Annotated in this window: 25 protein-coding genes; 12 read left to right on the top strand and 13 right to left on the bottom strand. The window is 62.2% G+C overall.

The features are described from left to right. Window positions 1-248: 248 nt before the first annotated feature. Window positions 249-872: a superoxide dismutase gene (locus P0M12_RS12960; protein ID WP_003944189.1), complete on the top strand. Its 624-nt coding sequence runs from the start codon at window positions 249-251 to the stop codon at window positions 870-872. Here the strand turns inward: P0M12_RS12960 and P0M12_RS12955 are convergent. The 4 genes from P0M12_RS12955 to P0M12_RS12940 form a co-directional block, all read right to left on the bottom strand. Further along, window positions 869-2,218 carry a hypothetical protein gene (locus P0M12_RS12955; RefSeq protein WP_277377829.1) on the bottom strand — a complete coding sequence of 450 codons (1,350 nt, stop codon included), beginning with the start codon at window positions 2,216-2,218 and terminating at the stop codon, window positions 869-871. The genes P0M12_RS12960 and P0M12_RS12955 overlap by 4 nt on opposite strands. Before the next feature lie 43 nt (window positions 2,219-2,261). Continuing rightward, complete coding sequence (locus tag P0M12_RS12950) at window positions 2,262-3,410, bottom strand: AI-2E family transporter (protein WP_042453218.1); 1,149 nt, start codon at window positions 3,408-3,410, stop codon at window positions 2,262-2,264. Continuing rightward, window positions 3,400-3,972 carry an HdeD family acid-resistance protein gene (locus P0M12_RS12945; RefSeq protein WP_003944155.1) on the bottom strand — a complete coding sequence of 191 codons (573 nt, stop codon included), beginning with the start codon at window positions 3,970-3,972 and terminating at the stop codon, window positions 3,400-3,402. Before P0M12_RS12945 ends, P0M12_RS12950 begins: the two co-directional genes overlap by 11 nt. 156 nt (window positions 3,973-4,128) lie before the next feature. Continuing rightward, complete coding sequence (locus P0M12_RS12940; protein WP_277377828.1) at window positions 4,129-5,478, bottom strand: DUF1254 domain-containing protein; 1,350 nt, start codon at window positions 5,476-5,478, stop codon at window positions 4,129-4,131. 165 nt (window positions 5,479-5,643) lie between these two features. Between P0M12_RS12940 and P0M12_RS12935 the strand changes: the two genes are divergently transcribed. After that, complete coding sequence (locus tag P0M12_RS12935) at window positions 5,644-6,171, top strand: hypothetical protein (RefSeq protein WP_003944138.1); 528 nt, start codon at window positions 5,644-5,646, stop codon at window positions 6,169-6,171. A 294-nt stretch (window positions 6,172-6,465) separates the two neighbouring features. Further along, window positions 6,466-7,179 carry a TMEM165/GDT1 family protein gene (locus P0M12_RS12930; protein WP_007735982.1) on the top strand — a complete coding sequence of 238 codons (714 nt, stop codon included), beginning with the start codon at window positions 6,466-6,468 and terminating at the stop codon, window positions 7,177-7,179. A gap of 3 nt (window positions 7,180-7,182) precedes the next feature. Here the strand turns inward: P0M12_RS12930 and P0M12_RS12925 are convergent, their stop codons facing one another. Further along, complete coding sequence (locus tag P0M12_RS12925; protein ID WP_054781284.1) at window positions 7,183-8,217, bottom strand: Lrp/AsnC family transcriptional regulator; 1,035 nt, start codon at window positions 8,215-8,217, stop codon at window positions 7,183-7,185. A gap of 99 nt (window positions 8,218-8,316) precedes the next feature. On the opposite strand from P0M12_RS12925, the gene P0M12_RS12920 reads away from it, so the two are divergent. From P0M12_RS12920 to P0M12_RS12910, 3 genes are read left to right on the top strand one after another with little or no spacing between them, the layout of a single operon-like run. Beyond that, complete coding sequence (locus P0M12_RS12920; protein ID WP_030535848.1) at window positions 8,317-9,525, top strand: MFS transporter; 1,209 nt, start codon at window positions 8,317-8,319, stop codon at window positions 9,523-9,525. Window positions 9,526-9,538: 13 nt separating this feature from the next. Continuing rightward, window positions 9,539-10,801, top strand: a complete 1,263-nt coding sequence (locus P0M12_RS12915) for an amidohydrolase (RefSeq protein ID WP_054188675.1) — start codon at window positions 9,539-9,541, stop codon at window positions 10,799-10,801. Between the two features lie 33 nt (window positions 10,802-10,834). Then, the gene (locus P0M12_RS12910) at window positions 10,835-12,286 is read left to right on the top strand and encodes an amidase (protein ID WP_277377827.1); all 1,452 of its coding nucleotides are present in this window, start codon (window positions 10,835-10,837) and stop codon (window positions 12,284-12,286) included. 12 nt (window positions 12,287-12,298) lie between these two features. On the opposite strand, the gene P0M12_RS12905 is transcribed toward P0M12_RS12910, so the two are convergent. Both P0M12_RS12905 and P0M12_RS12900 read right to left on the bottom strand, forming a co-directional pair. Then, window positions 12,299-13,312 (bottom strand): ABC transporter substrate-binding protein, encoded by a 1,014-nt coding sequence (locus tag P0M12_RS12905; RefSeq protein ID WP_204855091.1) that lies wholly within the window; start codon window positions 13,310-13,312, stop codon window positions 12,299-12,301. Continuing rightward, window positions 13,309-14,331: an ABC transporter substrate-binding protein gene (locus P0M12_RS12900; RefSeq protein ID WP_030535851.1), complete on the bottom strand. Its 1,023-nt coding sequence runs from the start codon at window positions 14,329-14,331 to the stop codon at window positions 13,309-13,311. Before P0M12_RS12900 ends, P0M12_RS12905 begins: the two co-directional genes overlap by 4 nt. Before the next feature lie 166 nt (window positions 14,332-14,497). Here P0M12_RS12900 and P0M12_RS12895 point away from each other — a divergent pair, with 166 nt between their 5' ends. The 4 genes from P0M12_RS12895 to P0M12_RS12880 all read left to right on the top strand — a co-directional run bounded on the left by P0M12_RS12895 (window position 14,498) and on the right by P0M12_RS12880 (window position 17,672). Next, the gene (locus P0M12_RS12895; RefSeq protein ID WP_030535852.1) at window positions 14,498-15,220 is read left to right on the top strand and encodes a GntR family transcriptional regulator; all 723 of its coding nucleotides are present in this window, start codon (window positions 14,498-14,500) and stop codon (window positions 15,218-15,220) included. Then, a complete protein-coding gene (locus P0M12_RS12890) occupies window positions 15,217-15,867 on the top strand; it encodes a sterol desaturase family protein (protein ID WP_030535853.1) in 651 nt (216 codons plus the stop codon). Before P0M12_RS12895 ends, P0M12_RS12890 begins: the two co-directional genes overlap by 4 nt. Window positions 15,868-16,010: 143 nt before the next feature. Beyond that, a complete protein-coding gene (locus tag P0M12_RS12885) occupies window positions 16,011-16,169 on the top strand; it encodes a hypothetical protein (RefSeq protein ID WP_230793341.1) in 159 nt (52 codons plus the stop codon). A gap of 90 nt (window positions 16,170-16,259) precedes the next feature. Then, complete coding sequence (locus P0M12_RS12880) at window positions 16,260-17,672, top strand: amidase (RefSeq protein WP_277377826.1); 1,413 nt, start codon at window positions 16,260-16,262, stop codon at window positions 17,670-17,672. Window positions 17,673-17,691: 19 nt separating this feature from the next. On the opposite strand, the gene P0M12_RS12875 is transcribed toward P0M12_RS12880, so the two are convergent. The 5 genes from P0M12_RS12875 to P0M12_RS12855 are packed head-to-tail and all read right to left on the bottom strand — an operon-like array spanning window position 17,692 to window position 23,350. Further along, window positions 17,692-19,890 (bottom strand): acyl-CoA dehydrogenase, encoded by a 2,199-nt coding sequence (locus P0M12_RS12875; protein WP_277377825.1) that lies wholly within the window; start codon window positions 19,888-19,890, stop codon window positions 17,692-17,694. 4 nt (window positions 19,891-19,894) lie between these two features. After that, window positions 19,895-20,761, bottom strand: coding sequence for an SDR family oxidoreductase (locus P0M12_RS12870; protein WP_007735961.1), 867 nt, complete (start codon window positions 20,759-20,761; stop codon window positions 19,895-19,897). A 41-nt stretch (window positions 20,762-20,802) separates the two neighbouring features. Then, window positions 20,803-21,678: a MaoC/PaaZ C-terminal domain-containing protein gene (locus P0M12_RS12865; protein ID WP_030535857.1), complete on the bottom strand. Its 876-nt coding sequence runs from the start codon at window positions 21,676-21,678 to the stop codon at window positions 20,803-20,805. Window positions 21,679-21,685: 7 nt separating this feature from the next. Beyond that, window positions 21,686-22,117 carry an SRPBCC family protein gene (locus P0M12_RS12860; RefSeq protein ID WP_030535858.1) on the bottom strand — a complete coding sequence of 144 codons (432 nt, stop codon included), beginning with the start codon at window positions 22,115-22,117 and terminating at the stop codon, window positions 21,686-21,688. Window positions 22,118-22,159: 42 nt separating this feature from the next. Next, window positions 22,160-23,350, bottom strand: coding sequence for a lipid-transfer protein (locus tag P0M12_RS12855; RefSeq protein WP_007735955.1), 1,191 nt, complete (start codon window positions 23,348-23,350; stop codon window positions 22,160-22,162). Between the two features lie 102 nt (window positions 23,351-23,452). Here P0M12_RS12855 and P0M12_RS12850 point away from each other — a divergent pair, with 102 nt between their 5' ends. Together P0M12_RS12850 and P0M12_RS12845 are read left to right on the top strand one after the other, a co-directional pair. Next, on the top strand, window positions 23,453-24,136 hold the full coding sequence (locus P0M12_RS12850; protein WP_007735953.1) for a TetR/AcrR family transcriptional regulator: 684 nt from the start codon (window positions 23,453-23,455) through the stop codon (window positions 24,134-24,136). Continuing rightward, window positions 24,133-24,684, top strand: coding sequence for a GNAT family N-acetyltransferase (locus P0M12_RS12845; protein ID WP_277377824.1), 552 nt, complete (start codon window positions 24,133-24,135; stop codon window positions 24,682-24,684). Before P0M12_RS12850 ends, P0M12_RS12845 begins: the two co-directional genes overlap by 4 nt. Here P0M12_RS12845 and P0M12_RS12840 read toward each other — a convergent pair. Further along, entirely contained in the window at window positions 24,662-26,119 is a 1,458-nt protein-coding gene (locus tag P0M12_RS12840) for an HNH endonuclease signature motif containing protein (RefSeq protein WP_276117177.1), read from the bottom strand. The two genes, P0M12_RS12845 and P0M12_RS12840, sit on opposite strands and share 23 nt — an antisense overlap. Window positions 26,120-26,134: the final 15 nt, after the last annotated feature.

The following is a 26,134-nucleotide window of genomic DNA, read 5'->3' as shown; positions in this document are numbered from 1 at the left end:
AGGTTCCGTTCACCTTTACGACGAATTTGCGCATATTAGCTTACCCTTAGATCGGGGCAAGTTCGGTTTCCCAAACTTTATTCTTTGGTGATTACTACCTGAGCCGGACTGTTGCGGACGGTGTACGAATGTTATTGGGTGGAAACCCGAAGAATGATTTGCACATACGCGAGTGACGTCACGCCGTGACCGGTGATCGACGCACTCTAAAGCACCAGGGCTCACCAGCCCGCAAAGAAGGGACCCTCGTGTCTGTTTACACGCTGCCGGAACTCCCCTACGACTACGCAGCCCTCGAGCCGCACATCTCGGGCAAGATCATGGAGCTGCATCACGACAAGCACCACGCGGCTTACGTTGCCGGTGCCAACGCTGCACTCGAGAAGCTGGCCGAGGCTCGTGAGAACGACACCATCGCAGCGCAGGCCAACCTGCTCGAGAAGAACCTGGCGTTCCACCTCGGTGGCCACACCAACCACACCGTTTTCTGGAACAACCTCAGCGCTGACGGTGGCGACAAGCCCGAAGGTGAACTCGCCGCAGCGATCGACGACAACTTCGGTTCGTTCGATCTCTTCCGCGCTCACTTCTCCGCGAACGCCAACGCCATCCAGGGCTCCGGCTGGTCCATCCTCGCGTGGGACTCGATCGGACAGCGTCTGATCATCGTCCAGCTCTACGATCAGCAGGGCAACATCTCCATCGGCCTCACGCCGCTGCTGCTCCTCGACATGTGGGAGCACGCTTTCTACCTCGACTACCAGAACGTCAAGGGCGACTACGTCAAGGCATTCTGGAACATCGTCAACTGGAACGACGTTTCGGCTCGCTTCGACCGTGCACGTACCCAGACCGCAGGTCTGATCGTCTAGTCACGCTCTTCTTGCGAACGGCGGCGCCTTACCAGGGGCGCCGCCGTTCGTGTCAGCAGAGCACCACCGAGCAGGACCGTCGTGGCTCCGAAGACCAATGCCAGTGTGCGAGTTCCGGAGTCACCGCTGCTCGCGGTGGTCTGATTCACGGCCACCGGATCCGACAGCACCGAGGTCAGCTGAACCTGCTGCGGGGTGGTCATCGCGGGAATACCGGATTTTGCGCCGTCGAGGCCCGTGACCAGTGACTTGGCGATTCCTTGCAGCGTCGTGAATCCCTGGGTGATCTGATCGGTCACGTCACCGAGCATCTGCGGCGCCTGATCAGCGATGGGAATGAGGCCGTCGTTCAATTGTCCGGCAGCACTGCTCAGTTGATCGCTCGCGCCTTGCAGCTGCCCGACAGCGGTGCGGACTAGATCACCGAGCTCCGTATCGGGCCCGACCGAGCCACCCAACAGCGCCGGAACGGTGCCCAGTTGCGCATTCAGCGCACCGAGATCCGAACTCACACCGGCCAGTTGCGCTGTCACGTCAGACGGGATCGGAAGGCCGTTCAGCGCAGTCTGCAGCGCGTCGATTCGTGTCTTCAGTTCCGCGGTCGAGGTCGACGCCTCCCCAAGCGTCAGGCCCAGTGAGTCCGCGCGCGTGGCCAGCTCTTCCGCCGACCCCGACGCCTGATCGACAACACCGGACACCTGATCCGCGACGCTCATCAGCTCCAACGCCCCGGACCGTGCGGTCTCGAGGTACGGCAGCAGAGTGCCTGCGCCTGCTTTCACCTGATCGATGGACTTTCCGGCCTCGTTGGTTCCGGCGACCAGAATCTGTGCGGTGGTGAGGTTTTGATCGATCGAGCGTCTGGCGGCCGACGTCTGAGCCAGCAGGCCCTTGATGCCGTCCGCGCCGACCTGCGCCGATACGGCCCGAGTCAACTCGGCCGACTTCTCCGAATCCGAGCCCTTCACCTCGAGGTCGACGCTCGCCTGCCGTGGATCCATGCCGAACATCGACGCGACGGTTTCGCTGAAGTCCTCCGGCACGGTCAACGTCGCGAAGTAGTTCCCGCCGGGGTTGTCGACCACCTGGAAGTCGAAGTCTTCGTTCTTGCCCAACGTGTCCACCAGCGTGTCGCCGGCCCGAAGTTCCTTGCCGTCGAGCGTGGTTCCCGCGTCGGCGTTCACGATCGCGACGGTGTTCGAGGTGTCGGCACCGCCCGCGAAGATCACGAACCCGATCCCCGCCACCGCAGCCGCAACGATCGCGGCCACACCACCGACTGCCAGCCGTCGACCGAGTCGTGACGGCCGGCGATGGGAGTTTTCTGTGGTGTTCTCGGCGCTCATGGGCGAGACGATAAAGCAACAACTTGTAGAAACACTGAGAGCCCTAGCCTGCGGGCGTCGCCGGCTTCTCAGACTCCTCGGGTTCCTCCTTCGGCATGTCCCGAGGGCCACTGATCAGGATGTCGGCCCAGCGCGTGGCTGGGTCGATGTCGAGCAGGACGGCCTTCACCAACAACGAGAGCGGGATCGCCAGCAGCGCTCCGAGCGCCCCGAGAACCCACGACCAGAAGACAAGTGAGAGGAACGTCATCGTCACCGACAGTCCGACGGCGTCGCCGACGAACTTGGGTTGGATGATGGACTGGATCACGAAGTTGATGACGGAGTAGACGACGATCACCCACAGCATCAGCCACGGCCCGCCCTGCAACAGTCCCAGGAGCGCCGGTGGAATCACGCCGATGACGAACCCGATGTTGGGGATGTAGTTGGTGATGAAGGACAGCAACGCCCACAGGACGGGCAGCTGAATGCCCATGAGCCACAGCGCGCCACCGTCGAGTACCGCCACGATGAGACCGAAGACCGTCGAGACCACCAGGTATTTGCGAGTTCCGGCGGCAAAGGTGGAGAGCGCGTAGGAGATTTCGGGACGTTGCTCGGACAACACATGCAACCGCGAGCGGATGCTCATGCCGTCGAAGGCCATGAACAACAACAACGCGAGAATGAACACCAGATCCGACAGGATGCCGAGCAGGCCCTCCAGCCCGCTTTCGAGTACGCCCACAACCTTCGTGAGATCGACACTGCTGAGCGTGCTTTGGATCTGTTCGGTGCTCACTCCGAAGTCGGCCAACTTGTCGCGGCCCTCGTTGAGGAGGTTGGTCATCTCCTCGGAGTACTGCGGCAGGATCGTCGCCAACTGAGCCGTCGACACGATCAACGACGCCGCCAACCCGAGCAGGATCAAGTACACGGTGACCAGTGAGCCCAACATCCCGACCCACTTGGGCCACCCTCGGCGCTGTGACCAATCCTGAATGGGCTGAACGGCAATCGTCAGCACCAGGGCCAGGAATACCGGTCCGAGGATGCCGCCGAACACCTTCATTCCGCCGACGGCGACCACGGTGGCGGCAATACCGAGCAGGACGATCAAACCGCGCGGGATCGACCAGTTCTCGCTACCGGACAGCGTGGGGATCGGAGTGGGAGCCTCGACGGCCGGCTTTCCCTTCTTAGAGAACACCGGCTTCCTTTGCCCGGCTCCTGATCTGGAATGCTCCCACGATCATGAAGAGGCCGAACAGGATTGCGTACCAACCCAACAACCAGATGAGGCTGATGATGCCTTCGCCGGGCGCGATGAGAAGAATGATGCCGAAGATGACAGCAAGCACCGATGCGGCGAGCAACCATCCCCAACTGGATCCGGGCAGCGCCTTCATCTTGAAGGCGCCGACAATTCCGAAGATTCCGAACATGATGGCGTAGAAGGCAATTATGTACAGCAGCACCAGCGCAGTGATGCCCGGCCAGACCAGCGCGACGATGCCGGCTCCGACCGAGACGACGCCCGTGAACACCCACCAACCCCACGAGCTCAGATGCTCGCGGTCCCGGATGGCGCGAACTATCGTGATCAAACCGTCGGCGATGGAGTAGATACCGAACAGGAAAACCAAGGCCACCACGGTAATTCCCGGCCACACGAGCGCGATGATTCCGAAGATCACGCCGAAGATTCCGCGGATCAGGATCATCCACCAGATCTCTTTGCCGTACTGCACGAACGGATTCTGCGTGACCATCAGTAGCCTCCGAAACAAGCGGGTGTCTCTGACCGATTCAACAGCTCTTCAAACAGGGCAGTACCGACAGATCGTATGACTCTTGTGACCTTTCCGCCCATCGAAACGCGCGGCTGATACCGAGTTGTGCTCTTCGGGTACGAAGCGAGGGGACTTTCAGCCTGCTTCTCGAATACTTGCTTCTCGAATACCGGGCGCAGTCCACGATCCCGACAGCACTGCAGCCTTCGGCCAGTACAGGCGCAGAAAGACGTTGAAGTCGCCGGACGGAGCCGGCAGCCAGTTCCGCTCCTTCTCACCACCAGGGGATTCGTGCTGAAGATAGATGTCGAGGGAACCGTCGTCGGCAAACACCAGATCGCTTCGATCGCCAATCGCGTATCGGTCGATCGGGTTGTCCACGAAGAACTGCCGCTCGCTCATCATCGTGAGCGACCAGAAGCCCTCGACCGGTGGCAGCTCGCCCTTCTCGAAGTGCAGGACGTACTTCTTCGCCCCGGTCAGCGGCTTCCCGTCGACGTCCGTCGTGGCATGCGGGTACACGGCATCAGCGTCGAGATTGGCCCCGAAACCGAGCCAGACGATCAGAGCCCGCTGAGCGTAATGGGTTCCGTAGTGCCCCAAGCCGCGGTGCATCGTCCAGCCGTTCTTCGGACTGCCCTCGGCCTCTTCGGCGATCTCGCTCAGCACATCCATACCGGTTCGCGCAGCTCGATCGAGGGCATCACGTACCTCCTGCGGACGCGACCTCCAGGGCAAGGAGGAGCCGATTCCTATGTCGGACAGTTGTTTCATCATCTCGGTGTCCTCCGGACGCGGAGGATTGTCGTCGAGAAGTGCGTCGAGTCTGGTGAAGAATGCCTCGCCGTCCATGGCGGCCACCTGGTCCACCGGCGGCGTCCGCGTGTCGACGGCAGGGTTCACCGGCATTTCACCGGGCGTGTAGTCCTGCGGGTCACCCGTCCACTCCGACAGAGGAGTGAGTCGCGTCCGGTCCTGCAGGCTGTGCACTTCTGTCAGGTCTGTGCCCCCCGACGTCGCGTAGCGGGCGACTATCCAGTTCATCGCCGTCGGAGACCGCAGCAGCGTCAAACCCTTGGGCACGTTGCCTTTCCAATTCGGCCCGGCCACCAGGTACGGTCCCCCGGTCCGCCCGACTGTCCGAGATCCCGGAACCGTGAACACGTCGCTCCACGCGTCGAGGATGGGGACCAGCCAGTACCGGGTGCCGAAGTCCGGCAGTGAGAGCACCTGCGGTTCCGTCGAGACGTCCAGCCACCCCGACGAGTAGAGAGTGTCCGCGTTGGGTGAGACGACATCGGTGAAGGTCGCATCCGGCGTCGTACGCGCGTATGCGAACTGGTTGAGCGGGGCTTTCATCGCCACCGGCGAAGGCACCGCCGTCATGACATCCCGCGATACCGCAGCAATCAACAGGGGATATCCGAAGATCCACGCCTGCGTTGCCAGGTCTTCCAGCCGAGAACGGTTCTTCGACAGAGTCATGTCTGCGCATACCACCGCCCTCACCAGCGCAAACCTGGCTGGCACTCTCCCTCTCTTGTGTGCCAGTACCGAATGGGTGCATATTTCGATTACCCAACGAGGTGTGCCGGACCGACGCATGCGCGTCTGCCCGAGATTTGCCCCAGCACCGAGGGAGGAACAGAAATGAACAGAAACGAAGCAATAGGCATTTCTCCGTTCCAAGCCGCTGGGTCTTTGCAGGGGTTCGTCATTTCCGGTCGTTGGCCGGACACCACCCAGGAGTGGGCGCAGCTTCTCGCATTGGCTGTCCGCGTGGCCTCGATGCCAGGTTTGTTGCCGACCACGACGGTCTTCGGGGTCCGTGAAGACGTTCCCGAAGATCCGCAGCCGGGCACCGTCGGTCTGGTGGTTGCCGAAGGTCCGGTACTCGGCGATTTCGCCTTGACACCCGGCCGTTTCTCCGACCATCAGCCACCGGCGCTGATCATGCTGCACCCACCGTCGGAAACCACGCCCAGCCTGCCGGAATGCGAGGGCAGCGCGTCGGGGTGTGTACTGCTGCCAGGCCTTCCCTATCTGGGTTTGGAGCATCGTGCGGCGTGGGTCGAGGCTGAGCCGGACGGCACAGTCGTCTCCATGATCAGTCGTGTCGGCATCGATCCGATCAGCGATCCCGACACCGCTGTTTTGGCCATGCTCCTCGCCTCGTGACGGCCCCGGTAAGCGATAAGTTCGGACTCCCAAACTTGCTGTGCGCTTTGCCAATTCGTTTCAGGCGCGCTAACGTGGGCAGCAACGAAGGGGAGTAGCCCCCAATCGCCCGTGTCGACATACTGGTTCGACGCGCTCCGCCTGGTGCGGATCGCGAAGCACCCGGCCTGGCGAACCGAAGGTCTTGTGGCCTCGGTGGGCGAGACCTTCGGCCGGACAAGCGCACCCACTGCGCCTGCCCAGGCCGGAGGCTCGCATTTTTCCTCCGACCTACACCGACCGGAGGAGTAAATCTTGCTTGCCGCAATACTTTTGAGTTTCGGCGTCATTTTTGTCGCAGAACTCGGTGACAAGTCGCAACTGATGGCAATGACGTTTGCCTTGCGCTATCGCTGGTGGGTCGTCCTCGGCGGAATCACCGTCGCCACCACCCTTGTTCACCTCGTCTCGGTCGCCGTCGGCCACTACCTGGGCGTCGCCCTCCCCACCGCGGCGATTTCCATCGTCGGCGGTATCGCTTTCCTGATCTTCGGCCTCTGGACCTTGCGCGGTGACGATCTCACCGACGACGAGCAGAACAAGGCCGGTCGCGTCACGCGATCCGCCTTCATCGCCGTCGCCTCGGCCTTCTTCCTGGCAGAACTCGGCGACAAGACCATGCTCGCCACCATCACCCTTGCCACCGACAACGACTGGATCGGCGTCTGGATCGGGTCGACGGTAGGCATGGTGGCGGCCGACGCTCTCGCCATCATCGTCGGCTCGGTGCTGGGCAAGCACCTTCCGGACGGATTCATCAAGATCGGCGCCGCGGTGCTGTTCTTCGTCTTCGGTATCTGGCTGCTGCTCGAGGGCATCTTCCCGGACTCGTCGGCCGGCATCATCGGCGGTGGCGTTGTCCTGGCCGTGTCCGTGCTGGGTGCACTGGCTCGGATGATCTGGAAGCGCTCCCGTGCGACCGACTCCGCTACGCACCTCGTCGACGACAATCGGACGCCGATCGACTGACGCTCAGCGAAGAAGGTCTCCGGCACCCCAAATCGCGACCGGCACATGACCTTCTGCCACTCCGCTCGGTCCGAGCAGCTGTCCGAATCGCTTCATCGGGTACAACGAGACACGTCGATCAAGGATCCGCACACTACCGATTCGACGGAGGCGATCCTCGACGACAAGACTCTGCGCGAGGCTGCTCAGCCACACGCTGATCAACATGTTCGCTGTTCCGGTGGTCGCTACCAACAATCTGATCTCCGGCCAACTCGACACAAGATTGCCGAGTTCGTCGGTGGAACCGTCCACAGCGACGTCGAAGATCACTTCGAACGGTGAACCGACGGCCTGTTGCGAGACATCGCAGCGGAAAATCAACTGTTGCGACGCAGTCAGTTGGGCCAAGCGCCGTCGAATCGCAGTCTCGTTCGTTCCACAAATCGCGGCGAGACGCGCATAGCTGGCACGTCCGTCACGGCCGAGCGCCTCCAACAGGGCACCGTCGGACTCGCGGAACTCTGTCGGATCTGCCGGCACCGCAGCGCCCTTTGTCGATGCCGTTGCCAGCTGAGCCCGACCCGCTTGCCCCAGAGCGCCCGGCTCCCAGCTGAACCCGTCCCGGTACACCTTCACCCCGACCCGGCTTCTGATCGACAGAATTCCAGGGTCGGCGGCAAGGTGCTCACACACCAAGGCGTCCAAACTCTTGTGGTCGGCGGCCACGACTCCGACGAAATATTCGTACTCGCCTTCCGTCCTGGCCAACAGATAGGCACAGGAGAGTTGACGTAACAGCTCCCCCACGTCGGCAACGGAATCCTGTGTGGTCCTGATCAGGAGATAGCCGAATATGTGGGTTCGACCGATTGCGACCGCGTTGACCCACGAATGACCGTTCGAGACGAGGCGACGCCACCGGCGGGCGATCGTCGTCGAATCCATGTCGAGCACTGACGACAACTGCGTCCACGACGCTCGGGGGTTGAGCTGAAGTGCATTGATGATCTCCAGATCAGATTCCGCGATGACAAATGCGTCGGATTCCGGCTTCATCGGCCCAGTATTGCCGGATTACTGCATTCTGGTCGGTGATCCCTGCCTGTTTGCCAAAGATGTGTGAATCACTTCACAGGTTCACCACTTGGAGGCCCAGTGCTTCGCTCCACCAAAGTCACGGTCGCGTTGCTGTTCGTCGCGTACGCGATCGACTACATAGATCGGCTGGCGATCAACCTCGCTCTCCCCTTGCTCGGTGAGGAGTTCGATCTCGACTACTCCCAGCGTGGATTGATCATCTCCACGTTCTTCATTGCATACACGCTGGCCCAACTGCCTGGTGGACTGCTCGCCGATCGATACGGCGCAGTCCGGATGGCTCTGATCGGGTTGGTGGCGTGGAGTGTCTTCACCGGCCTCACTGCCCTTGCCTGGTCGTTCGGGACGCTTCTGGTTGTTCGCTTTCTCTTCGGTCTCGCGCAGGGCGTGTTTCCGGCAGCTGCAGTAAAGCTCGTTGCCGAGCGGAGCATCCCGGAGCAACGTGCCACTGCCACAGGATGGATGAACAGTTCCAACGCCGTCGGTACGCTACTTGCCATCGTTGTTGCGGCAGCACTTCTCCCGTTGATCGGCTGGCGTGGAATGTTTCTGGCCGTCGCGGCGCTCGGCGTACTCTCGCTCGTCAGCATCAAGTTGTGGCTCCCGCCGGCACTTCCGGCGGAGAACGACCACGGTCCGGATTCCTCCTGGGACAACATGCGCACCGTACTTCGCTCCCGCGCGATGTGGCTCTTCGCCTTGATGTTCTTCGGATACGACTTCGTGATCTGGGGGATGTCGTCGTGGGTTCCGTCGTACCTCCATGACGAACGTGGAATCGCCCTCTCGAGTGCAAGCCTCCTTCTGATTCCGGCTACCGTGGTGGCCGCCGTGACCACCGTCATCGGCGGGCGAATCTCCGATCGACTGGCTGGCAACAGTCGTGTCGTCGTGGTGCCGTCCATGCTCGCGTGCATCGTGATGCTCGTTTCGATTCCTTTCGTCTCCAACACGGCCTTGTTCGTCGTTCTCGTCACCCTCGGATCTGCCGCTGCCTCTTTCGCTTTCATGCCGTGTTTTGCACTTCCGCTTCGTAGCCTGCCTTCGTCGGTGGTCGGAGCAGCCTCGTCGATGATCATTTTCGGCGGCATGGTCGCCGGAATAGTCGCGCCGTTGGTATTCGGATTCATCGTGGACCACCTCTCCTGGTCAGCGGCGTTCGTATCTCTCGCGCTCGGGCCTGTCGTGGCGATCGTCGCGGTCATGGCAGCACCACAAACCCGGGAAAAGATGCTGAACCTGGTGCAACTGAAAACCGCCAACTGAAAGAAGATCAACCATGAATCAACTGCTTTCGAATCTCGAGTTCGGAGACCCGTCGCGGTTGCGAACCGTCGAGCCGCACTGGTTCGAGCTCTACCGGGACCTACACGCACACCCCGAGTTGTCCGGCGACGAAACTCGCACCGCCGCAATTGTTGCCGAGGAACTTCGGCGAATCGGCGGCTGGGACGTCACGGTCGGGGTCGGCGGTACGGGTGTCGTCGGTGTTCTCGAAGGGAGCAGCGGTCCGGTGATTCTGCTACGCGCCGACATGGACGCGTTGCCGGTGGCAGAAGACACCGGGCTGTCCTACGCCTCCAGAACTGATGGAGTCATGCATGCGTGTGGCCACGATGTCCACGTAACCGCGCTACTTGCCACGTGCGCAGCACTTTCCGCGGATCCGACATCGATCACCGGGACTGTTGTCGCGGTCTTCCAGCCTGCCGAGGAGACCGGCTCCGGCGCTCGTGCGATGGTCGACGACGGAATCTTCGACCGCTTCCCGCGTCCGGACCTCTGTCTGGGACAGCACGTGGGCCCAACTCCGGCGGGGATGTTGGTCAGCAAACCCGACATCTTGATGGCAGCATCCGACACGATACGAGTGGTCTTTCACGGCCGTGGTGGACACGCGTCCTCACCGTACGCATGCATCGACCCTTTGTTGATGGCAGCGTCTTTCGCGCTGCGCATTCAAAGTCTGGTGGCTCATGAAGCGGCAACCCCGACAGCACCTGTGCTCACGGTGGGAGCCTTGCACGCCGGCACGGCTGCGAACATCATCGCCGATGAAGCCGAACTACTGCTCAGCCTAAGGACTTTCAGCGCAACGTCACGAGAAAACATGCTCGAATCGGTGCGCCGGATAGCCCGCGCAGAAGCGGACGGAGCCGGCGCCGTCGAGACGCCGGACGTTCATGCGTACAACGGCTTTCCGGCCACGGTCAACACTCCGGACGCCACGTCCACAGTGATGTCCGACCTGCGACAGGCCGGCTTGGGAATGCACACTCTGTCACAACCACTTTCAGGTAGCGAGGACTTCGGAATCTTCGGCACCGCCGCCCAATGCCCCTCCGTGTTCTGGCATTTCGGCGGAACGGCACTGCAGAGTTTCGACGGAACCGCCCTTGCCGCGCTCGCCGAGGGACGGATACCACCCGGCACGCCGTCCAATCATTCACCGCGCTTCGCCCCCGATCCCGCCGCTGCCCTACCCGAAGGTGTCACGGCCATGACCGCAGCTGCACTGGGAGCCCTTGCGCGGAGCGCGTGATTCTCACACAGACTTACCCAGGGAGATAACGTCATGTCAGACGAACTGCACTACCTCAGCGCCACCGAAGCCATTGCTCACTTTCGCGCGCGAGAATTGTCTCCGGTCGAACTGCTACAGGCAATCATCGACCGGACACAGAATTTCGAACCTCACATCAATGCCTTCACCGAAGAGATGTTCGACGAGGCCCTCGCCGGCGCCCGGGAAGCCGAGAGCCGATACCTCGGCCACGGACCCGAACCTCGACCGTTGGAGGGAATTCCGGTAGCTGCCAAGGAAAAACATGCCATTGCGGGAAAGTCTCTGACCGAAGGTTCGCTGGCGGGACGCGGCAACATCGCCCGCGAGAACGCACCGGTGATCGACCGAGTTCTGGCAGCAGGCGGCCTGATTCACGCACGCACGACGACACCGGAATTCTGCGTCGCGGCGTTCACACACTCTCCTTTGTGGGGCGTGACCCGCAATCCCTGGAACCTCGATTACAGTCCCGGCGGCTCATCCGGCGGAGCCGGCGCCGCACTGGCCGCCGGAACTACTACTCTGGCAACAGCATCCGACATCGGCGGGTCGACGCGAGGCCCGGCAGGCTTTACCGGCACCGTCGGTCTCAAGGCCTCGTACGGGCGTATCGCCGGGGTCGCCCCGCTGTCCATGGATTCCTACCGTGGCGACGGTCCGATGGCCCGAACTGTCGACGACGCAATTCTTTTGGCCAACGTTCTGATCGGGCCGGATCCGCGTGACCATTCTTCCCTGAGGCCGGCGATCACGCTGCCACACGAGTACCCGTCGGTCGAGGGAATGCGAATTGCCTTGTGCCTGCGGCTCGGTGACTTCCCCATCGAGCCTGACATCGAGGCGAACACCCGGGCTCTCGCACAGTCGTTGGTCGATGCCGGCGCGATCGTCGAGGAGATCGAGTTGCCGTGGACTCGTGATTCGATGGCAGCAGCGGTGAAAGTCCATTTCGGAACGATCATGGGTGCATCCGTCGCGGAAGTTGCTCGCGTCCACGGTGATCTTCTTGCCGACTACACGCTCGACAACGTCGCGATCACGTCGAAGGGCGCTGTGGAAATGTCATTTCTGGACGGCCTTCGCAAGGAAACCCAAATGCAACGAGAGCTCGCCGAGGCGATGGCTCCCTTCGATGCGCTGATCTGCCCGACTTCGGGCACCATCGCCTTCCCGGCAGGCGAGTCTTTGCTCGACGGCCTCACTGTGGCGGGTCAGCACGTGAACACCACCGCCGAAGCACTTCTCACATTGCCGTTCAACGTCGCCAATCGGTGCCCCGTATTGGCGGTGCCGAGTGGACACGCACACAACGGCGTTCCCACGGGCGTCCAGATCGTCGGCCATACGTACGACGAACCGACCGTGTTCCGGATCGGCAAAGCACTGGAGAAGATCCGCCCGTGGGCATACACCGACCAGCATCAACCGAAGCTGAATGTGGTGACGCCGGCGTCCTCTTGATTGCTGAGGAGATCAGAGCTTGGCTCTGATCTCCTCAGCGATCGGCTGGAACTGCTCGAGGAATGTCAGGGCCCAACCGAAGGACGCGACGCCCTCGTAGTCGAACGAGTACACCTGATCATTCTTGACGGCGCGCAGACGCTGGAAGATGGTGTCGTTCGCCAACTTCTCGTTGATGGGGCCCTTGCCACTGTTGGTGATGATGACGTCGGCCTCGTCGAGTAGCTCCAACTGCTCCCTCGGGAACCACTCGTTGCTGCCGGCGGGAATTGCCAGCGAACGGTCGTTGAACTGGAACCCGGCCTCGCTGATGACCGTCGTCTGATACTTGGTCGGCGAGTACAGCGAGAAACCACTCTCCTCGAAGTACGTGGTGTAGACGACCTTCACCTTGCTCAGCACATCAGCGTTGTCGCTGCGGAACTTGGCGATCCGCGCCTCGTACCGATCTGCCAACTCTTGAACCTTCGCGCTCTGGTTCAGCGCGTCCGCGACTCCGAAGGCGCGCTCCTTCCATGCGTACTGCCCGTCTTCGGCAAAAACCGCGGTCGGTGCGATCGACCGGATCTGCTCGTAAAGATCCGGGTTGTTCTCCGACAGCAGGTTGGTCATCACGATCAGGTCGGGAGACAAAGCCGTTATCGCCTCGGCGTTGGGCTCGTACCAGCGTCCCACCTTCGGGAGAGACCGCAGAGCGGACGCATAGGGTTCCGGGACGCCGTCGGCGTTCTCGTAGTCGACCGGCAATCCGACCGGTGTGAACCCGGCGTCGAACATCGCGGGGCCCGTGTAGTAATCGGCGCTGACCACCCGTTGCGGGTTGGTGGGCACTTCCACCTGCCCCAGAGCCGTGTTGATGGTGCGCATCGAACCCTCGGCCGATTCACCGGAGCTGGTTCCACAGGCCGTGAGCAATCCGATCCCCGCCAAGGCACCGGCTCCGAGGAAACCGCGTCGGGTAAGTGCTGCGGTGATGCGAGCGAATTCGGCATCGGTGTCAGCGCTGGGCAATAGAAGTGATGTCATGAAAGTGCCTCCAAAGCGCCGGTTTCGAGTTCGTTGAGCCAGTTGATTGCAGTGCCGTAGTCGGTGACCTGAGTGCTGATTCCGAATACCCGGCCCGAAGCTGCTGCCGGAATGCGGCTCCACAGCGGGCTGGTGAAGACGGATTTCATTCCTGCAGAATCAGTTCCGTTCGGCTGCTTCGGGTAGATGACGACGGTGACGTCCCGCAGCATTTCGAGTTGTTCGAGCGGGAAGGCTTCGAAGCCGGTGGCTGGGCGCAGGTCCGGGATGAATTCGCCGCGGGTCACGTTCAGGTCGGCGAGCATCGCGCCGGTCACTCCGGTTGGATACAAGATGGAGAAGTGCCCTTCCGAACCACCGATAGCAACCTGGGCCCACCGATTCTCGCCAAGCTGCGCGGCGTATTCGGTGCGGATTCGCTCTTGCATCGCCTGATACTTCTCGCGATTCGACGTCAATGCCGAACCCTTGTTGACCGCGTCTGCGACACCCTCGGCGACAGCGCGCCAATCCGATCGGTTCGTGCCCGAATACACCGCTGTCGGAGCAATTTTCGAGAGCTCGCGGAACATGTCCTCGTCGATCTCGTACGCATCGCCGACAATGAGATCAGGCGCGGCAGCCACGACGGCTTCGCGGTTGACCTCGAGGAAAACCCCCACCGTGGACAAGCCGTCGATGAACTTCTGCTGTGTCGGGGTGAACTGGTCGATGTACGCGCTGTAGTCGAGCGTCGCGACGGGTCGGGCGCCGACGGCTTGCAACTGCCACGGGGTGTTGTAGGAGACGGCGACGATGCGCTGCGGATCAACGGGAACATCCACGGGTCCGTAATGCGTCTGCACCGTCCGAGTTTCGCCTTCCGCACCGCCACCGCCGTCCTCACTGCTGCATCCGGCAAGGGCGAGCATGGACAGTGCGGCGGCACTTCCACCCAGAAAGCCGCGTCGGGTCAAGGCCGCGGCGACGCGAGCGAACTCTGCATCGGTATCTGGAGTCGGTAACAGGAGTGATGTCATGGGTTTCCTGACGGTTATCCGAATTAGGGCTACCTAAAATTACTCTCACCTGCACCGTTACGGTGAAGCCTCTTGGCCAAGACGTATCTCTTTCGCGCCAAGACGCCAATCGTTGAACTGGTATTACCACTTGACCTCTTACCGATAAGCGGGTTACGGTCGGTACATGTTTCAACCCGTTGCACGTACCTCGGCCTCCGGCGCAGTCTTCGATCAGATTTCGGTGAAAGTGCTGGCCGGAGAGCTGGCTGCGGGCGAGGCGCTACCCAGCGAGCGCAAGCTCGCCGAGGCATTCGGCGTCTCGCGGCCCGCAGTCCGCGAGGCAATTCAGAAGCTCGCCCAGGCCGGGCTCGTCGAGGTCCGCCAGGGCGAGTCCACGTCGGTGCGCGATTTTCGACGCCAGGCCGGACCCGAACTTCTCCCCCAGCTGCTGGTGCGCGACGGCGTCCCCGATCTGAGCGTGGTGCGCAGCGTCCTGGAAACTCGCGAGTTGATGGGACCGCAGATCGCTGTGCTGGCCGCCCGTCGCATCTCCGCGGAATCCGCCCGAGAACTCGACGCGGCCGTTGATCAACTAGGCGCCACCGAAGATCCAGTGGAGTTGCAAGACCGCGCTCTGGCGTTCTGGGACGTCGTCGTCGACAGCGCAGATTCCATTGCCTTCCGTTTGATCTTCAACAGCCTTCGGGCTGCATACGAGCCGGCTATGACTGCACTTGCATCCGTCATGGTCGCCGAAGTCGGCCAGACCGACCTGTATCGAAAACTGGCCTCCGCCATCACTTCACACGACGAGCCAACTGCCGAGACGTCAGCCGCACAGCTCCTTCACACCGGCACGACGGCAATCGGCGACGCTCTCACCTTCCTGGAAGGACTGAAACCATGAGCAAGCCACTTACTCTCGCCGATGCCGCACGGACGTTCCGCAAGTCACCGACGCCGTGGATGATCGGCACCATGCTGCTGGCCGCCGCGGCGGCGCGCATCGCAGTGGGCAACTGGCAGATCACCGACGCCCTCGTTCCGCTCGTGATGCTTGCCGCATTCCCCTTCGTGGAGTGGATCATTCACGTCTTCGTTCTCCATTGGAAGCCGCGAACCATTGCCGGCGTCACACTCGATTCACGGCTGGCGCGCAGCCATCGGGAACACCACTTTGCGCCGCGAACCGTCTCACTCATCTTCATCCCGTGGCAGACGCTCCTGATCGTGATTCCCGTTCTGACAGCCGTCGCCCTCCTGACATTTCCCCGCGTCGAACTCGGTCTGACGTTCCTGACCTTCATTTCCGTGCTCGGCCTCGGTTACGAGTGGACGCATTTCCTCATCCACAGTGACTACAAGCCGAAAACTGCTCTCTACCGGTCGGTTTGGCGCAATCACCGCAACCACCACTTCAAGAACGAGCACTACTGGTTCACCGTCACCACGGCGGGAACTGCCGATCGCGTACTGGGCACGTACCCCGATCCCAAATCCGTCGAGACCTCCCCGACAGCCAAGAACCTGCACGGCGCAGCGTCCAAGCTGTGAAGGAAGACCGGTTCCTGGCCCCCAGCTGGCAATGAACTTGAACTTGCCTGTGTATCAGCAATTTTCGTTGAAACTCGTCAGAACCGTGCTTAGTGTCGATGGAGTCAGAAGTTCGAAAACGCTGTAACCGAAGGACACAACACATGTTCAACGATGTAATCAACAACGTCATCCACCCGATGGTCACGAACTTCCAGCAGTTGGGCCCCCAGCAGTTCATTCCGCAGCAGTTCATCCCACGGGGAGTGTTCCAGCAGGCGCCGCAGGCAGCAGAGCAGGCAGTGACGATCTTCGGTAGCTGATACCGCAATCCACAGATAGCGCCACTCAGGGGTCGTCCGTCCAATATGCTGGACGGACGACCTGAGTGCCTCCGCCTGACAAGGATCCCCATGACCGCGAACACCCCCATCCACGCTTTCACCGACGACGCCCTGGGCGACCTCGACGCCACCGGCGTCGCCGCCCGGATCGAATCAGGCGAGGTGACCGCACGGGAAGTCATGGAGGCATCGATCGCCCGCGCCGAGGCAGTGCAGGGGCAATTGAACGGTCTGGCCTGCACTGATTTCGATCGTGCCCTCGCCAGGAGCAACCGGCCCGCCAAGGGCGTCTTTGCCGGTGTCCCCACCGCGATCAAGGACAACACCGACAGCGCCGGCCTTCCCACCCAGCAGGGCAGTACCGCCTTCACCGCGGTCCCCGCCAAAGCCGACAGCGATTTTGCGAAGCAGTTCCTCTCCACCGGGGCCATTTCGATCGGCAAGACCCGACTGCCCGAGTTCGGGTTCAGTGCGTCCACCGAATACATGACGGAAGAACCCGTGCACAACCCGTGGAATCCGGCGTACTCGTCGGGCGCTTCCTCGGGAGGCGCAGCCGCGCTTGTTGCTGCCGGCGTACTCCCGATCGCGCACGCCAACGACGGCGGTGGATCGATTCGCATTCCCGCCGCTGCCTGCGGACTCGTCGGACTCAAACCCACTCGCGGACGCACCATCGCCGATCCGGCCGACAAGTCGATGCCGATCCGGTTGATTGCCCAGGGCGCCGTTACTCGGACTGTTCGCGACACTGCACGATGGATGTCTGCGGCTGAGAACTACTACCGCAATCCGCGACTCGCACCGGTTCGCTTGATCGAAGGACCCAGCTCAACCCGCCTGCGCGTCGGCGTGATCGCCGATTCCGTCACCGTCACCAAGACGGACGACGAGACGCGCAAGTCCGTCGAAGCTACGGCCGAACTCCTTGCAAGCCTTGGCCATCATGTCGAGGACGCAGCACTGCCCGTCGGCCCCGAATTCATCGACGACTTCAGCATTTACTGGGGCTTTCTGTCGTTTGCCATCTCCACCGGTGGCAAACAAATGCTCGGACCCGACTTCGACAAGTCCGGCACCGACAATCTCACCAAGGGCCTCTACACGCTGTACCGGAAGAACCTGGTGAAGACGCCGCGCGTGCTCTATCGTCTGCGACGGCTCCAGCAGCAATACAGCGCCATGTTCTTGAAGTACGACGTCGTGCTCTCGCCGGCCCTGGGGCACACCACCCCCGAGCTGGGATACCTCTCTCCCGCTCAGCCTTTCGAGGAACTCTTCGACAAGCTGATCGCGTACACATCGTTCACGCCACTGAACAACATCTCCGGAGGTCCCGCGATTTCGCTACCGATGCATCAGACCAGCAACGGTTTGCCGTTGGCTGCGCATTTCTCCGCCGATCTCGGCGACGAGCGCACGCTCCTCGAATTGGCCTTCGAACTGGAAGAGGCTCAGCCCTGGAGAAGAATCCAGGACTGAGCCTCGCCGGTAAATACCCTCAGTCTCGCGGCAATCCGAGCATGCGCTCACCGATCACGTTGAGTTGCACCTCGGTTGTGCCACCGTAGATGGTGGTGGCACGGCCCGAAATGAGTTGCTCCATCGCCTTGTCGCTTGGCTGACCTGGGATGCTGACCGCTCCGGCAGCACCCAGTTCGGCGACGACGAACTCGGCAATCGACTGGCTGATCTTCATCGCCAACAGCTTGCCGACGCTCGACGTCGTACTCACGTCGATTCCCGAAAGTTGCTTGAGCACAACGCGGGAACCGATGAGATCGATCGCCTGACTCTCCGCAACCAGCTCGCCGACACGGTAGCGTCCGATCGGGCTCAGGTCTGCCGACTTCGCGAACTTCAGCAGATCGGAGTCCGAGGCGTACGCCTCCATCTTCTGGCTGAGCGCGACGCGCTCGCCGGCCAGCGTCGTCCGGGCGACGTTCCAGCCGTCGTTGACCTCGCCGACCACGTTCTCGTCGGGGATGAACACGTCGTCGAGGAACACCTCGTTGAACAACGCCGAGCCCGTCATCTCACGCAGCGGGCGGACGGTGATGCCCGGTGTCGACATATCGAGCACGAAGTAGGTGATGCCCTGATGCTTCGGCTTGCCGGCGTCCGTACGGGCGATCAGCATCGCCCAGTCGGAGAACTGAGCAACCGTGGTCCAGATCTTCTGACCGGTGATCTTCCAACCGCCGTCGACCTTTTCGGCCTTCGTCGACAGTGATGCGAGGTCGGAACCAGCACCGGGCTCACTGAAGAGCTGGCACCACACCAGCTCACCCTGCAGGGTCGGTACTGCCAATTCCTGCTTCTGCTTGTCCGAACCATGCGCTACGACGGCCTGCACGGCCCAGGTGCCCATCAGGAGCTGCGGCATCGAGATACCGGCAGCCTTGATCTCCTGGGAGATGACGATCTGCTCGAGCGGAGCGGCGCCGCGCCCGTACGGCTTCGGCAGGTGCGGCTGAACCCAGCCGCCGTCGCCGAGTGCGATCAGTTGGTCGTCCTCGTCGAGATCGACCAACTTGGCCAGCTCGGTCGCGATGTCGCCGCGGATCTCCTCCGCCTCGGGCGGTAGTTCGAGAACCGAAGCCCGGCTGACACCGTCAAGTGCTTGCTGCGCAACACGATTGGCTCGATCCTCGCGGGTGCCGAGAATGCCGCGGATCGAGAGCGCGCGGCGGTAGTACAGGTGTGCGTCGTGCTCCCACGTGAATCCGATGCCGCCGTGAACCTGCACGCAGTCCTGCGCTACCTGCACTGCGGCGTCCGGCACGATGACTGCGGCGATGTCGGCGGCAAAATCTGCCGTGTCGTCGCCCTTGTCCAATGCGCTTGCCGCATCCCACACAACGGCGCGTGCCTGCTCGAGCGCAATGCCCATCTGCGCACACTTGTGCTTGACGCCCTGGAACTGGCCGATGGGTCGCCCGAACTGCACGCGTGTCTTGGCGTACTCCGACGCAGTGGAAACACACCAGGACATGACGCCGACGTCTTCGGCGCCGAGAACGACTGCGGCAATGGACCGTACCCGCGCCTCGGTGAGACCGTCGAGTATCCGTTCGGCGCTGATCTGAACATTGTCAGCTTCGATCCGCGCACTACCGCGCAGCACGTCGATGCTGTCCTGAACGGTGATCGCGACTGCGCTGCTCTCGAGCACCGCGTAGCGAACGCCCTCGGGCAACTGGATCGGAACCAGCAGTACGTCGGCGTGCTCACCACCGAGCACACCGTCGAGTGCGCCCGTGATCTTGTACCCACCGTCCGACGACTCGGCCGCCAACGGTGCACCCAAGGCGACTGCTGCCGTACGACTTCCGTCGATCAGACCGGGCAGGAACTCGGGTCCCGCCTTGGAATCGGCGGCGCCGAGAACGGCGCTTGCCAATACCGTCGGAACGAACGGTCCGGGAGAGACTGTGCGGCCCAATGCTTCCAGTGCCACCGCCAAGGTCAGCAGGCCGGCGCCGTGACCACCTTGCTCTTCCGGAACCGCGAGCCCGAGAAGGTCCTGCCCGACGAGTGCCGTCCAGAACTGGGGGAACTTGTCCTCGGTCCGTGACTCCACGGCCGCGCGCACCTGCTCGGTGGTGATGGTGCGCTCGGCGAAGGAGCGCACCGAATCTGCAAGCGCGGTGTGCTCCTCACTCAGCCCGAGACCGAGTTCGTATGCGTTGCGTGCCATGCGCTTACAGTCGTTCTGCGAGGTCGGCGGTGGTCCAGGGACCCTCGCTCTCGATGGTGTTCACACCGTGCCAGCCGGCGAGTTCCGTGATGGCCCCACCCTGAACGGCATACACCTTGCCGGTGAGCTTGCAGTCCGCCGCCGCGAGATAAGCCACGAGCGGCGAGATGTTTGACGGCGCAAACGCATCGAACTCACCCTCGGGGACCTCGGCCGCGAAGAGCGCACCCATACCGGGTGTCGCCAGCGTCAGTCGAGTACGCGCGATCGGCGCAATTGCGTTGACGCGCACGCCGTATCGATCGAGCTCGTCAGCGGCCACCAAAGTCAGAGCTGCGATGCCCGCCTTGGCGGCACCGTAGTTGCCCTGGCCCGCATTGGGCATGAAAGTACCCGAAGCCGAAGCAGTGTTGATGACCGAAGCGTTGACGGTCTCGCCTGCCTTGCTCTGGTCCTTCCAGTATGCGGCAGCGTGGTGCAGTGTCGCGGCGTGCCCTTTGAGGTGCACGGCAATGACTGCGTCCCACTGGCTCTCGTCCATACCCGCGATGAAGGCGTCACGAAGAATGCCGGCGTTGTTGACCAGGACGTCGAGTCGGCCGAACTCACTGACGGCCTGCTTGACGAGGCCCTCGGCACCGTCCCAGGTGGCGATGTTGTCGGTGTTGGCAACAGCCTTGCCGCCTGCAGCGACGATCTCGTCGACTACCTGCTGCGCGGGGCCGGCATCTGCACCGGAACCGTCGTTTGCTCCGCCGAGATCGTTGACCACGACGCTCGCACCCTCACGAGCGAAGAGCAGCGCATGCTCACGGCCGATGCCGCGTCCTGCTCCGGTGATGATCGCTACGCGACCGTCGAGACTTCCCATCAGTTCAGATTCCCATCAGTTCAGTTGTCGGACATGAAGACTCATTTGTCGGCGATGACCGCCAGGCCGTCCTTGATCACGAGGTCGCCGACCGCGCTGGTTTCGTACGAGTACGACGTGGCTCCGTCTGCCGAACCCGACTTGTAGAACACCGTCTCGATGTCCTGGGTCGGGAGTACGGGTTTCGCGAATCGCACTGCGAGACGGCGCAACCGCTCGGTCTCGCCGCCTGCCAGTTCGGTCAGGGCTCCCCACGACGTGAACGCCATCGTGCACAGTCCATGGTTGATGATTCCGGGGAGACCGGACATCCGAGCGATCTCCTCGTCGAGGTGAATCGGCATCGGATCGCCGGAAGCCGGTGAGTACCGGAATGTCTGGTCCTCGTCGATGTGCTGGTTCACCACCGCTGCGGGTCTACCAGCGCGAAGAGCGTCGTCGAATCGGTGTTCGGGAGCCTTCTCGCCAAGTCCGGGGCCCGCGTCGACCTTGCGGAAGAAGGCCGTCATCCACTGCTCGTTGACCAATTCACCCTTGTCGGTTTTGGTTTCGACGTAGATGACGACGGTGGATCCGTTGTCCCGGCCCTCGAATCCGATGGGCTTGGCACGAGCGACAAGGTGGTCACCGGGGTAGATCGGACGGTGGAACAGGAAGTCCTGCTCACCGTGAACGAGCTTCATCAGCAGTTCGACCGGCGCCACCGACAGCGCAGCGGGTGCCATCGACATGAAGACGGGTACCACCGCGAAGACCGGCGGAGCGATCTCGCCTTTCAGGTGTCGCTCGATGGGGTCGTTTGTGGCAGCGGCATATTCGGCGATGCGCTCGGCTGTCACCTCGAAGTGCTCCGGATCGGTCCATACGTCCAGCCCGGACGTATCGAATTCGACCGCGTTGGTCTTCGGTGTCGTCATCGAGCCGTTACCCGACCAGCTCGGCGAACTTGGCCAGCGAGGCCTCGAGATCAGCCTTGGCGTTCTTGGCAACTGCCTTGCCGATCGGCCCGACGATCATGGTGCCCTTGAAGCTGGCGTCGACGGTTGCCTTCGAACCCGCACCGTCGGCCTCGACCGAGAGGATGAATTCGACGGTGACGCCGGCCATTCCGGTACCGGCAATCTTGACCATCTTCGGAACCTCGACCTCTTCGACGGTCCACTCGATCTTGTTGGCCATACCCATCACGGAGACGACCTCGGTGAACTTGGCGCCCAACGCGACCTCGGTGGGGAGTTCACTCTTCCAGCCCTGGTGAATGGTGAGCCACTCTTCCCAGCGAGACAGATCGGAGAGCGCATCCCAGGTCTTCTCGGGGGATGCGGGCAGTACGGCGGAGACGGAAACGGAAGCCATGATGAAACTCCTAGTGGGTAGCTGGCGGGTTGAGGGTGTGATTCAGCGTGCGTAGGGCTTGTATGCGGTCACGACAACTGCACCACCGAGTCCGATGTTGTGCTGGAGGGCGACCTTCGCGCCGTCGACCTGACGCTTGTCCGCGGTTCCGCGGAGCTGCCAGGTGAGTTCGGCGCACTGCGCGAGGCCTGTTGCTCCGAGGGGGTGGCCCTTCGAGATGAGGCCGCCGGACGGGTTGACCACCCAGCGTCCGCCGTAGGTGGTGTCGTCGGCGTCGACGAGCTTGCCGCCGTCACCTTCGGCGCACAGTCCAAGTGCCTCGTAGGTCAGCAACTCGTTGGTGGAGAAGCAGTCGTGGAGTTCGATGACGTCGACGTCGTCGGCGGTGATCCCGGCCTGGGCGTATACCTTCTCGGCGGCCTTGCGGGTCATGTCCGCGCCGACGAGGCTGATGGCGCTCTTGTCCTCGAAAGTGCTGTTCATGTCGGTGACCATGGCCTGTCCGACGATCTCGATCGCCTGAGCAGCGAGCCCGTGCTTTTCGACGAATGCTTCGCTGGCGATGATCGCCGCGCCGGATCCGTCCGAGGTGGGCGAGCACTGGAGCTTGGTGAGCGGCCCGTGAATCTGGCGTGCTTCGAGGATCTGCTCGAGGGTGTACTCGTCCTGGAACTGCGCGTACGGGTTGTTCAGTGAGTGCTTGTGGTTCTTGACGGCGATCTTCGCGAACTGCTCGGCAGTGGTTCCGAAGCGTTCCATGTGCTCGACGCCCGCGGCGCCGAACATGTACGGAGCCGGCGGCATCGCGAACTCCTGCAGCTCGGCGAGAGCGAGGAGGTGCCGCATGAGGGGCTGTTCGCGGTCGTCGTAGGTGGATCCGAGGGACCCGGACTGCATCTTCTCGAAGCCCAGCGCGAGTGCGCAGTCGGCCTGACCACTCTTGACCGCCTGCGTGGCGAGGTAGAGCGCGGTCGATCCCGTCGAACAGTTGTTGTTGACGTTGACGATGGGGATACCCGTCAGACCGAGCTCGTAGACAGCGCGCTGACCTGCGGTGGACTCGCCGTAGACGTAGCCGACGTATGCCTGCTCGACCTCGGTGTAGTCGATACCCGCGTCTTCGAGCGCCTTGGTACCCGACTCGCGTGCCATGTCGGGGTAGTCCCACTCGCGGGCTCCCGGCTTCTCGAACTTCGTCATGCCGACGCCGACGACAAAAACCCTGTTACTCATTGCCACTCCTGAAGAGAACGGTATCTGTGTGTGACACGCTGTCCCACCAAAGTATGTGAGACATCTTGTCCAGTCAATGGCGGGGTGAGTATCGTTCGATTTATGACAAAAACAGCCGAGTCGGCGCAGCCCGACGGGCGCAGCACTCGCTGGAATGATCACAAGGAACAGCGCAAAGCGCGGATCCTCGACGCAGCACTCGATGCAGTCAACGAAGGTGGCGCCGACGTCGGCGTCCAGCAGATCGCCGAGCGCGCCGACGTCCCCCGTTCCGTTGTCTACCGGATCTTCAAGGATCGAGCCGACCTCGACGAGCAGCTGCGAGTCCGCATCCTCGAGATGATGATGACCGACCTGACCCCCACCCTCACGCCACAAGGCACCGTCGGCGAGGCCATCTCACGGGCCGTCGAGACCTACCTCCAGTGGATTGTGAAATATCCACGACTGCACCACTTTTTAGGCAAGGGCTCGCCGAGTACGCGGGCCACCGGTTCGAAAGTGGTGACCGGAACCAAGACGGCAATCGCCGTCCAATTGGGAAATTTGTTGGGCACGATCCTCACCAGCCGTGGCAAACCGTCGAAGATGGCGGAGCCCTTGGCTTTCGGCGTCATCGGATTGGTCGACGTCAGCGTCAACCGTTGGCTCAGCCAGCCGGGTTCCGATGTGACCAGCGCAGAATTGGCCGAGTTCCTCGAACGCTCCATCTGGCAGGTTCTCGACGGCAATCTCCGGAGCATCGGCGTCGACATAACGCTGTCGACCCCCATCGCCGACCTGTGACAGTCACCGAACTACCCTGGACACTCGACGGACGGGGACTTCAACTGATCCAGGTTCCATCACTCGCCCTGCACGCACTGGGTGAAGACAACGCCACTCTTGCAATGGAACTCGCACCCAACCTCCTGACCCCGTATCTCCTCGGCGAAGAATGCCAGGGCTTGTGGCGCTACCGGAGCAAGCAGATAGCAGAGAATCCCCTCGACAGCGCGTGGATCACCCGCATCGCCGTCGATGCCCGCACCTCGACGCCGGTGGGGTTGGCCGGATTCCATGGTCGTCCCGATGCGCGCGGGATGGTGGAGGTCGGATATCGCATCGACCCGGCGTTCCGGCGCCAGGGATACGCTCGGGCCGCCCTCGAGATACTTCTCGACGTCGCAAGTCGCGAATCCGAAGTACACACCGTTCGAGCGACCATCAGTCCGAACAACATCGCATCACGAAATCTGATCAGCCAGTACCGTTTCAACGAAGTCGGTGAGCAGTGGGACGAAGAAGACGGTCTGGAAACCATCTTCGAAGTCAGTGCCTCTCCGGAACCGTGACAGCCGTCAACCCGCTGGTTTTATCGGTCCAGTGAATGGCACGGTCCTCCAGCATCACCGGCGTCCACAACCTGTATGTCTTCACCTGATGGTGATGACGACACAGGCATTGGAGGTTGCTCGCAATGGTCCACCCACCACGTCTCGGATCGGAAGGATCGAACTCGGTGATGTGGTCGAGTTGGCACCTGTTCGCGGGCACCGAACAGCCAGGGAACCGGCAGTGACCGTCGACGGCCCGCACCAATGCGGCCAGAGCCGCTCCCGGAGCATAGGTCAGCGCGCCGGGAGGCGGATCGGGTTGGGTGCCATGCCCATCCGATCTTCGAACGATGTCCGGTGATCGCGCGACCAACCGTTGCATTGCCCGAATCCGATCCCCGCAGCCGTTCGGTTCGCGACTTGGGCGATCACGTCGGGTGACAAGCGGCAGGACAGTCGGAGCATGCTGCCGACGCGGTCGGTTCCCCGCGGCCTGGGCGCGGAAATCAACGAACAAGGCCTGCCAGGTGGAATCAGCGGCGAGCTCGCGAGCAAAATCAGGATCGATCGGCCCGTATCCGTCGATGCTCGCGGGATCTGACATCAATCCGAGGAGCGTCGCCAGATCACACACGATGTGCAACAACGGCTTCCGACGTGAGGATGCAGTCGATCGAGCTGCTGTGGATGCTGCCTCGCACGTTTCGCTGCCACACTGACAAGTCAGCCCCTGTTCGCCGTGCAGCAGAGCGACCAGTGCGTCGGCCCTACGGGTCGAGACATTTCGTGGATCGTGGTTGCAGACGCTTCCGGCGGCCTCGTTGATCAGGCCAAGCGCTTCGACGGCCTCGGTCGCGCTGAGTGTTGCCTGCAACTGGGCGAGTCCGTGACGGTCTGCTCGCGTGCGAACATCGCGGTGTTCCAGCATCTTCCGGCGACGTTCGGCGGCAGCATCCGGATCGTAGGCAAAGAGCTGGCGCTCGATGTCGCGCTCCAGTTGCCCGGGCGGAAGACGGTGCGCCGAGGCAAGTACCCGGCGCTCGAGTGCTGCGATCGCCTCGGTGTCGGCCCCGGTGAGTCCGTCGACAATCTTGCGCACGCGCGCATAGTCCAGCTCGCCGGCAGCGAAGGCCGCCTTGGTGAACGGAAGGAACTCCCGCAGGGCATCACCGATCTCGATGTGGACTTCGGCAGTACGACGCGAGCACGTGAGCATGACCGCGATCTCGTTGCATGCGATCCGCCACGCCTTGTCGACATCACCGGACACGTCGAGTTCGGCGTTGAATCTCGACTCCGACAACATGGATGCACCGAGCACCTTTTGCGCGGCAAGCATGTTCTCGCTCTGCGCCGTCGCAAAGAGCATGTCCGGCAACACGAGTGGGTCGACGACAGGACGGCCGTCATCGACGGATGTGCCCACACCGCCCGTCGATCCGTTATCGAACATACATTCGACAATAAA

It is taken from the genome of Rhodococcus sp. RCBS9, assembly GCF_029457415.1.
Lineage (GTDB): Bacteria > Actinomycetota > Actinomycetes > Mycobacteriales > Mycobacteriaceae > Rhodococcus_F > Rhodococcus_F qingshengii.
This window is presented reverse-complemented; position numbering and strand designations above follow the sequence as displayed.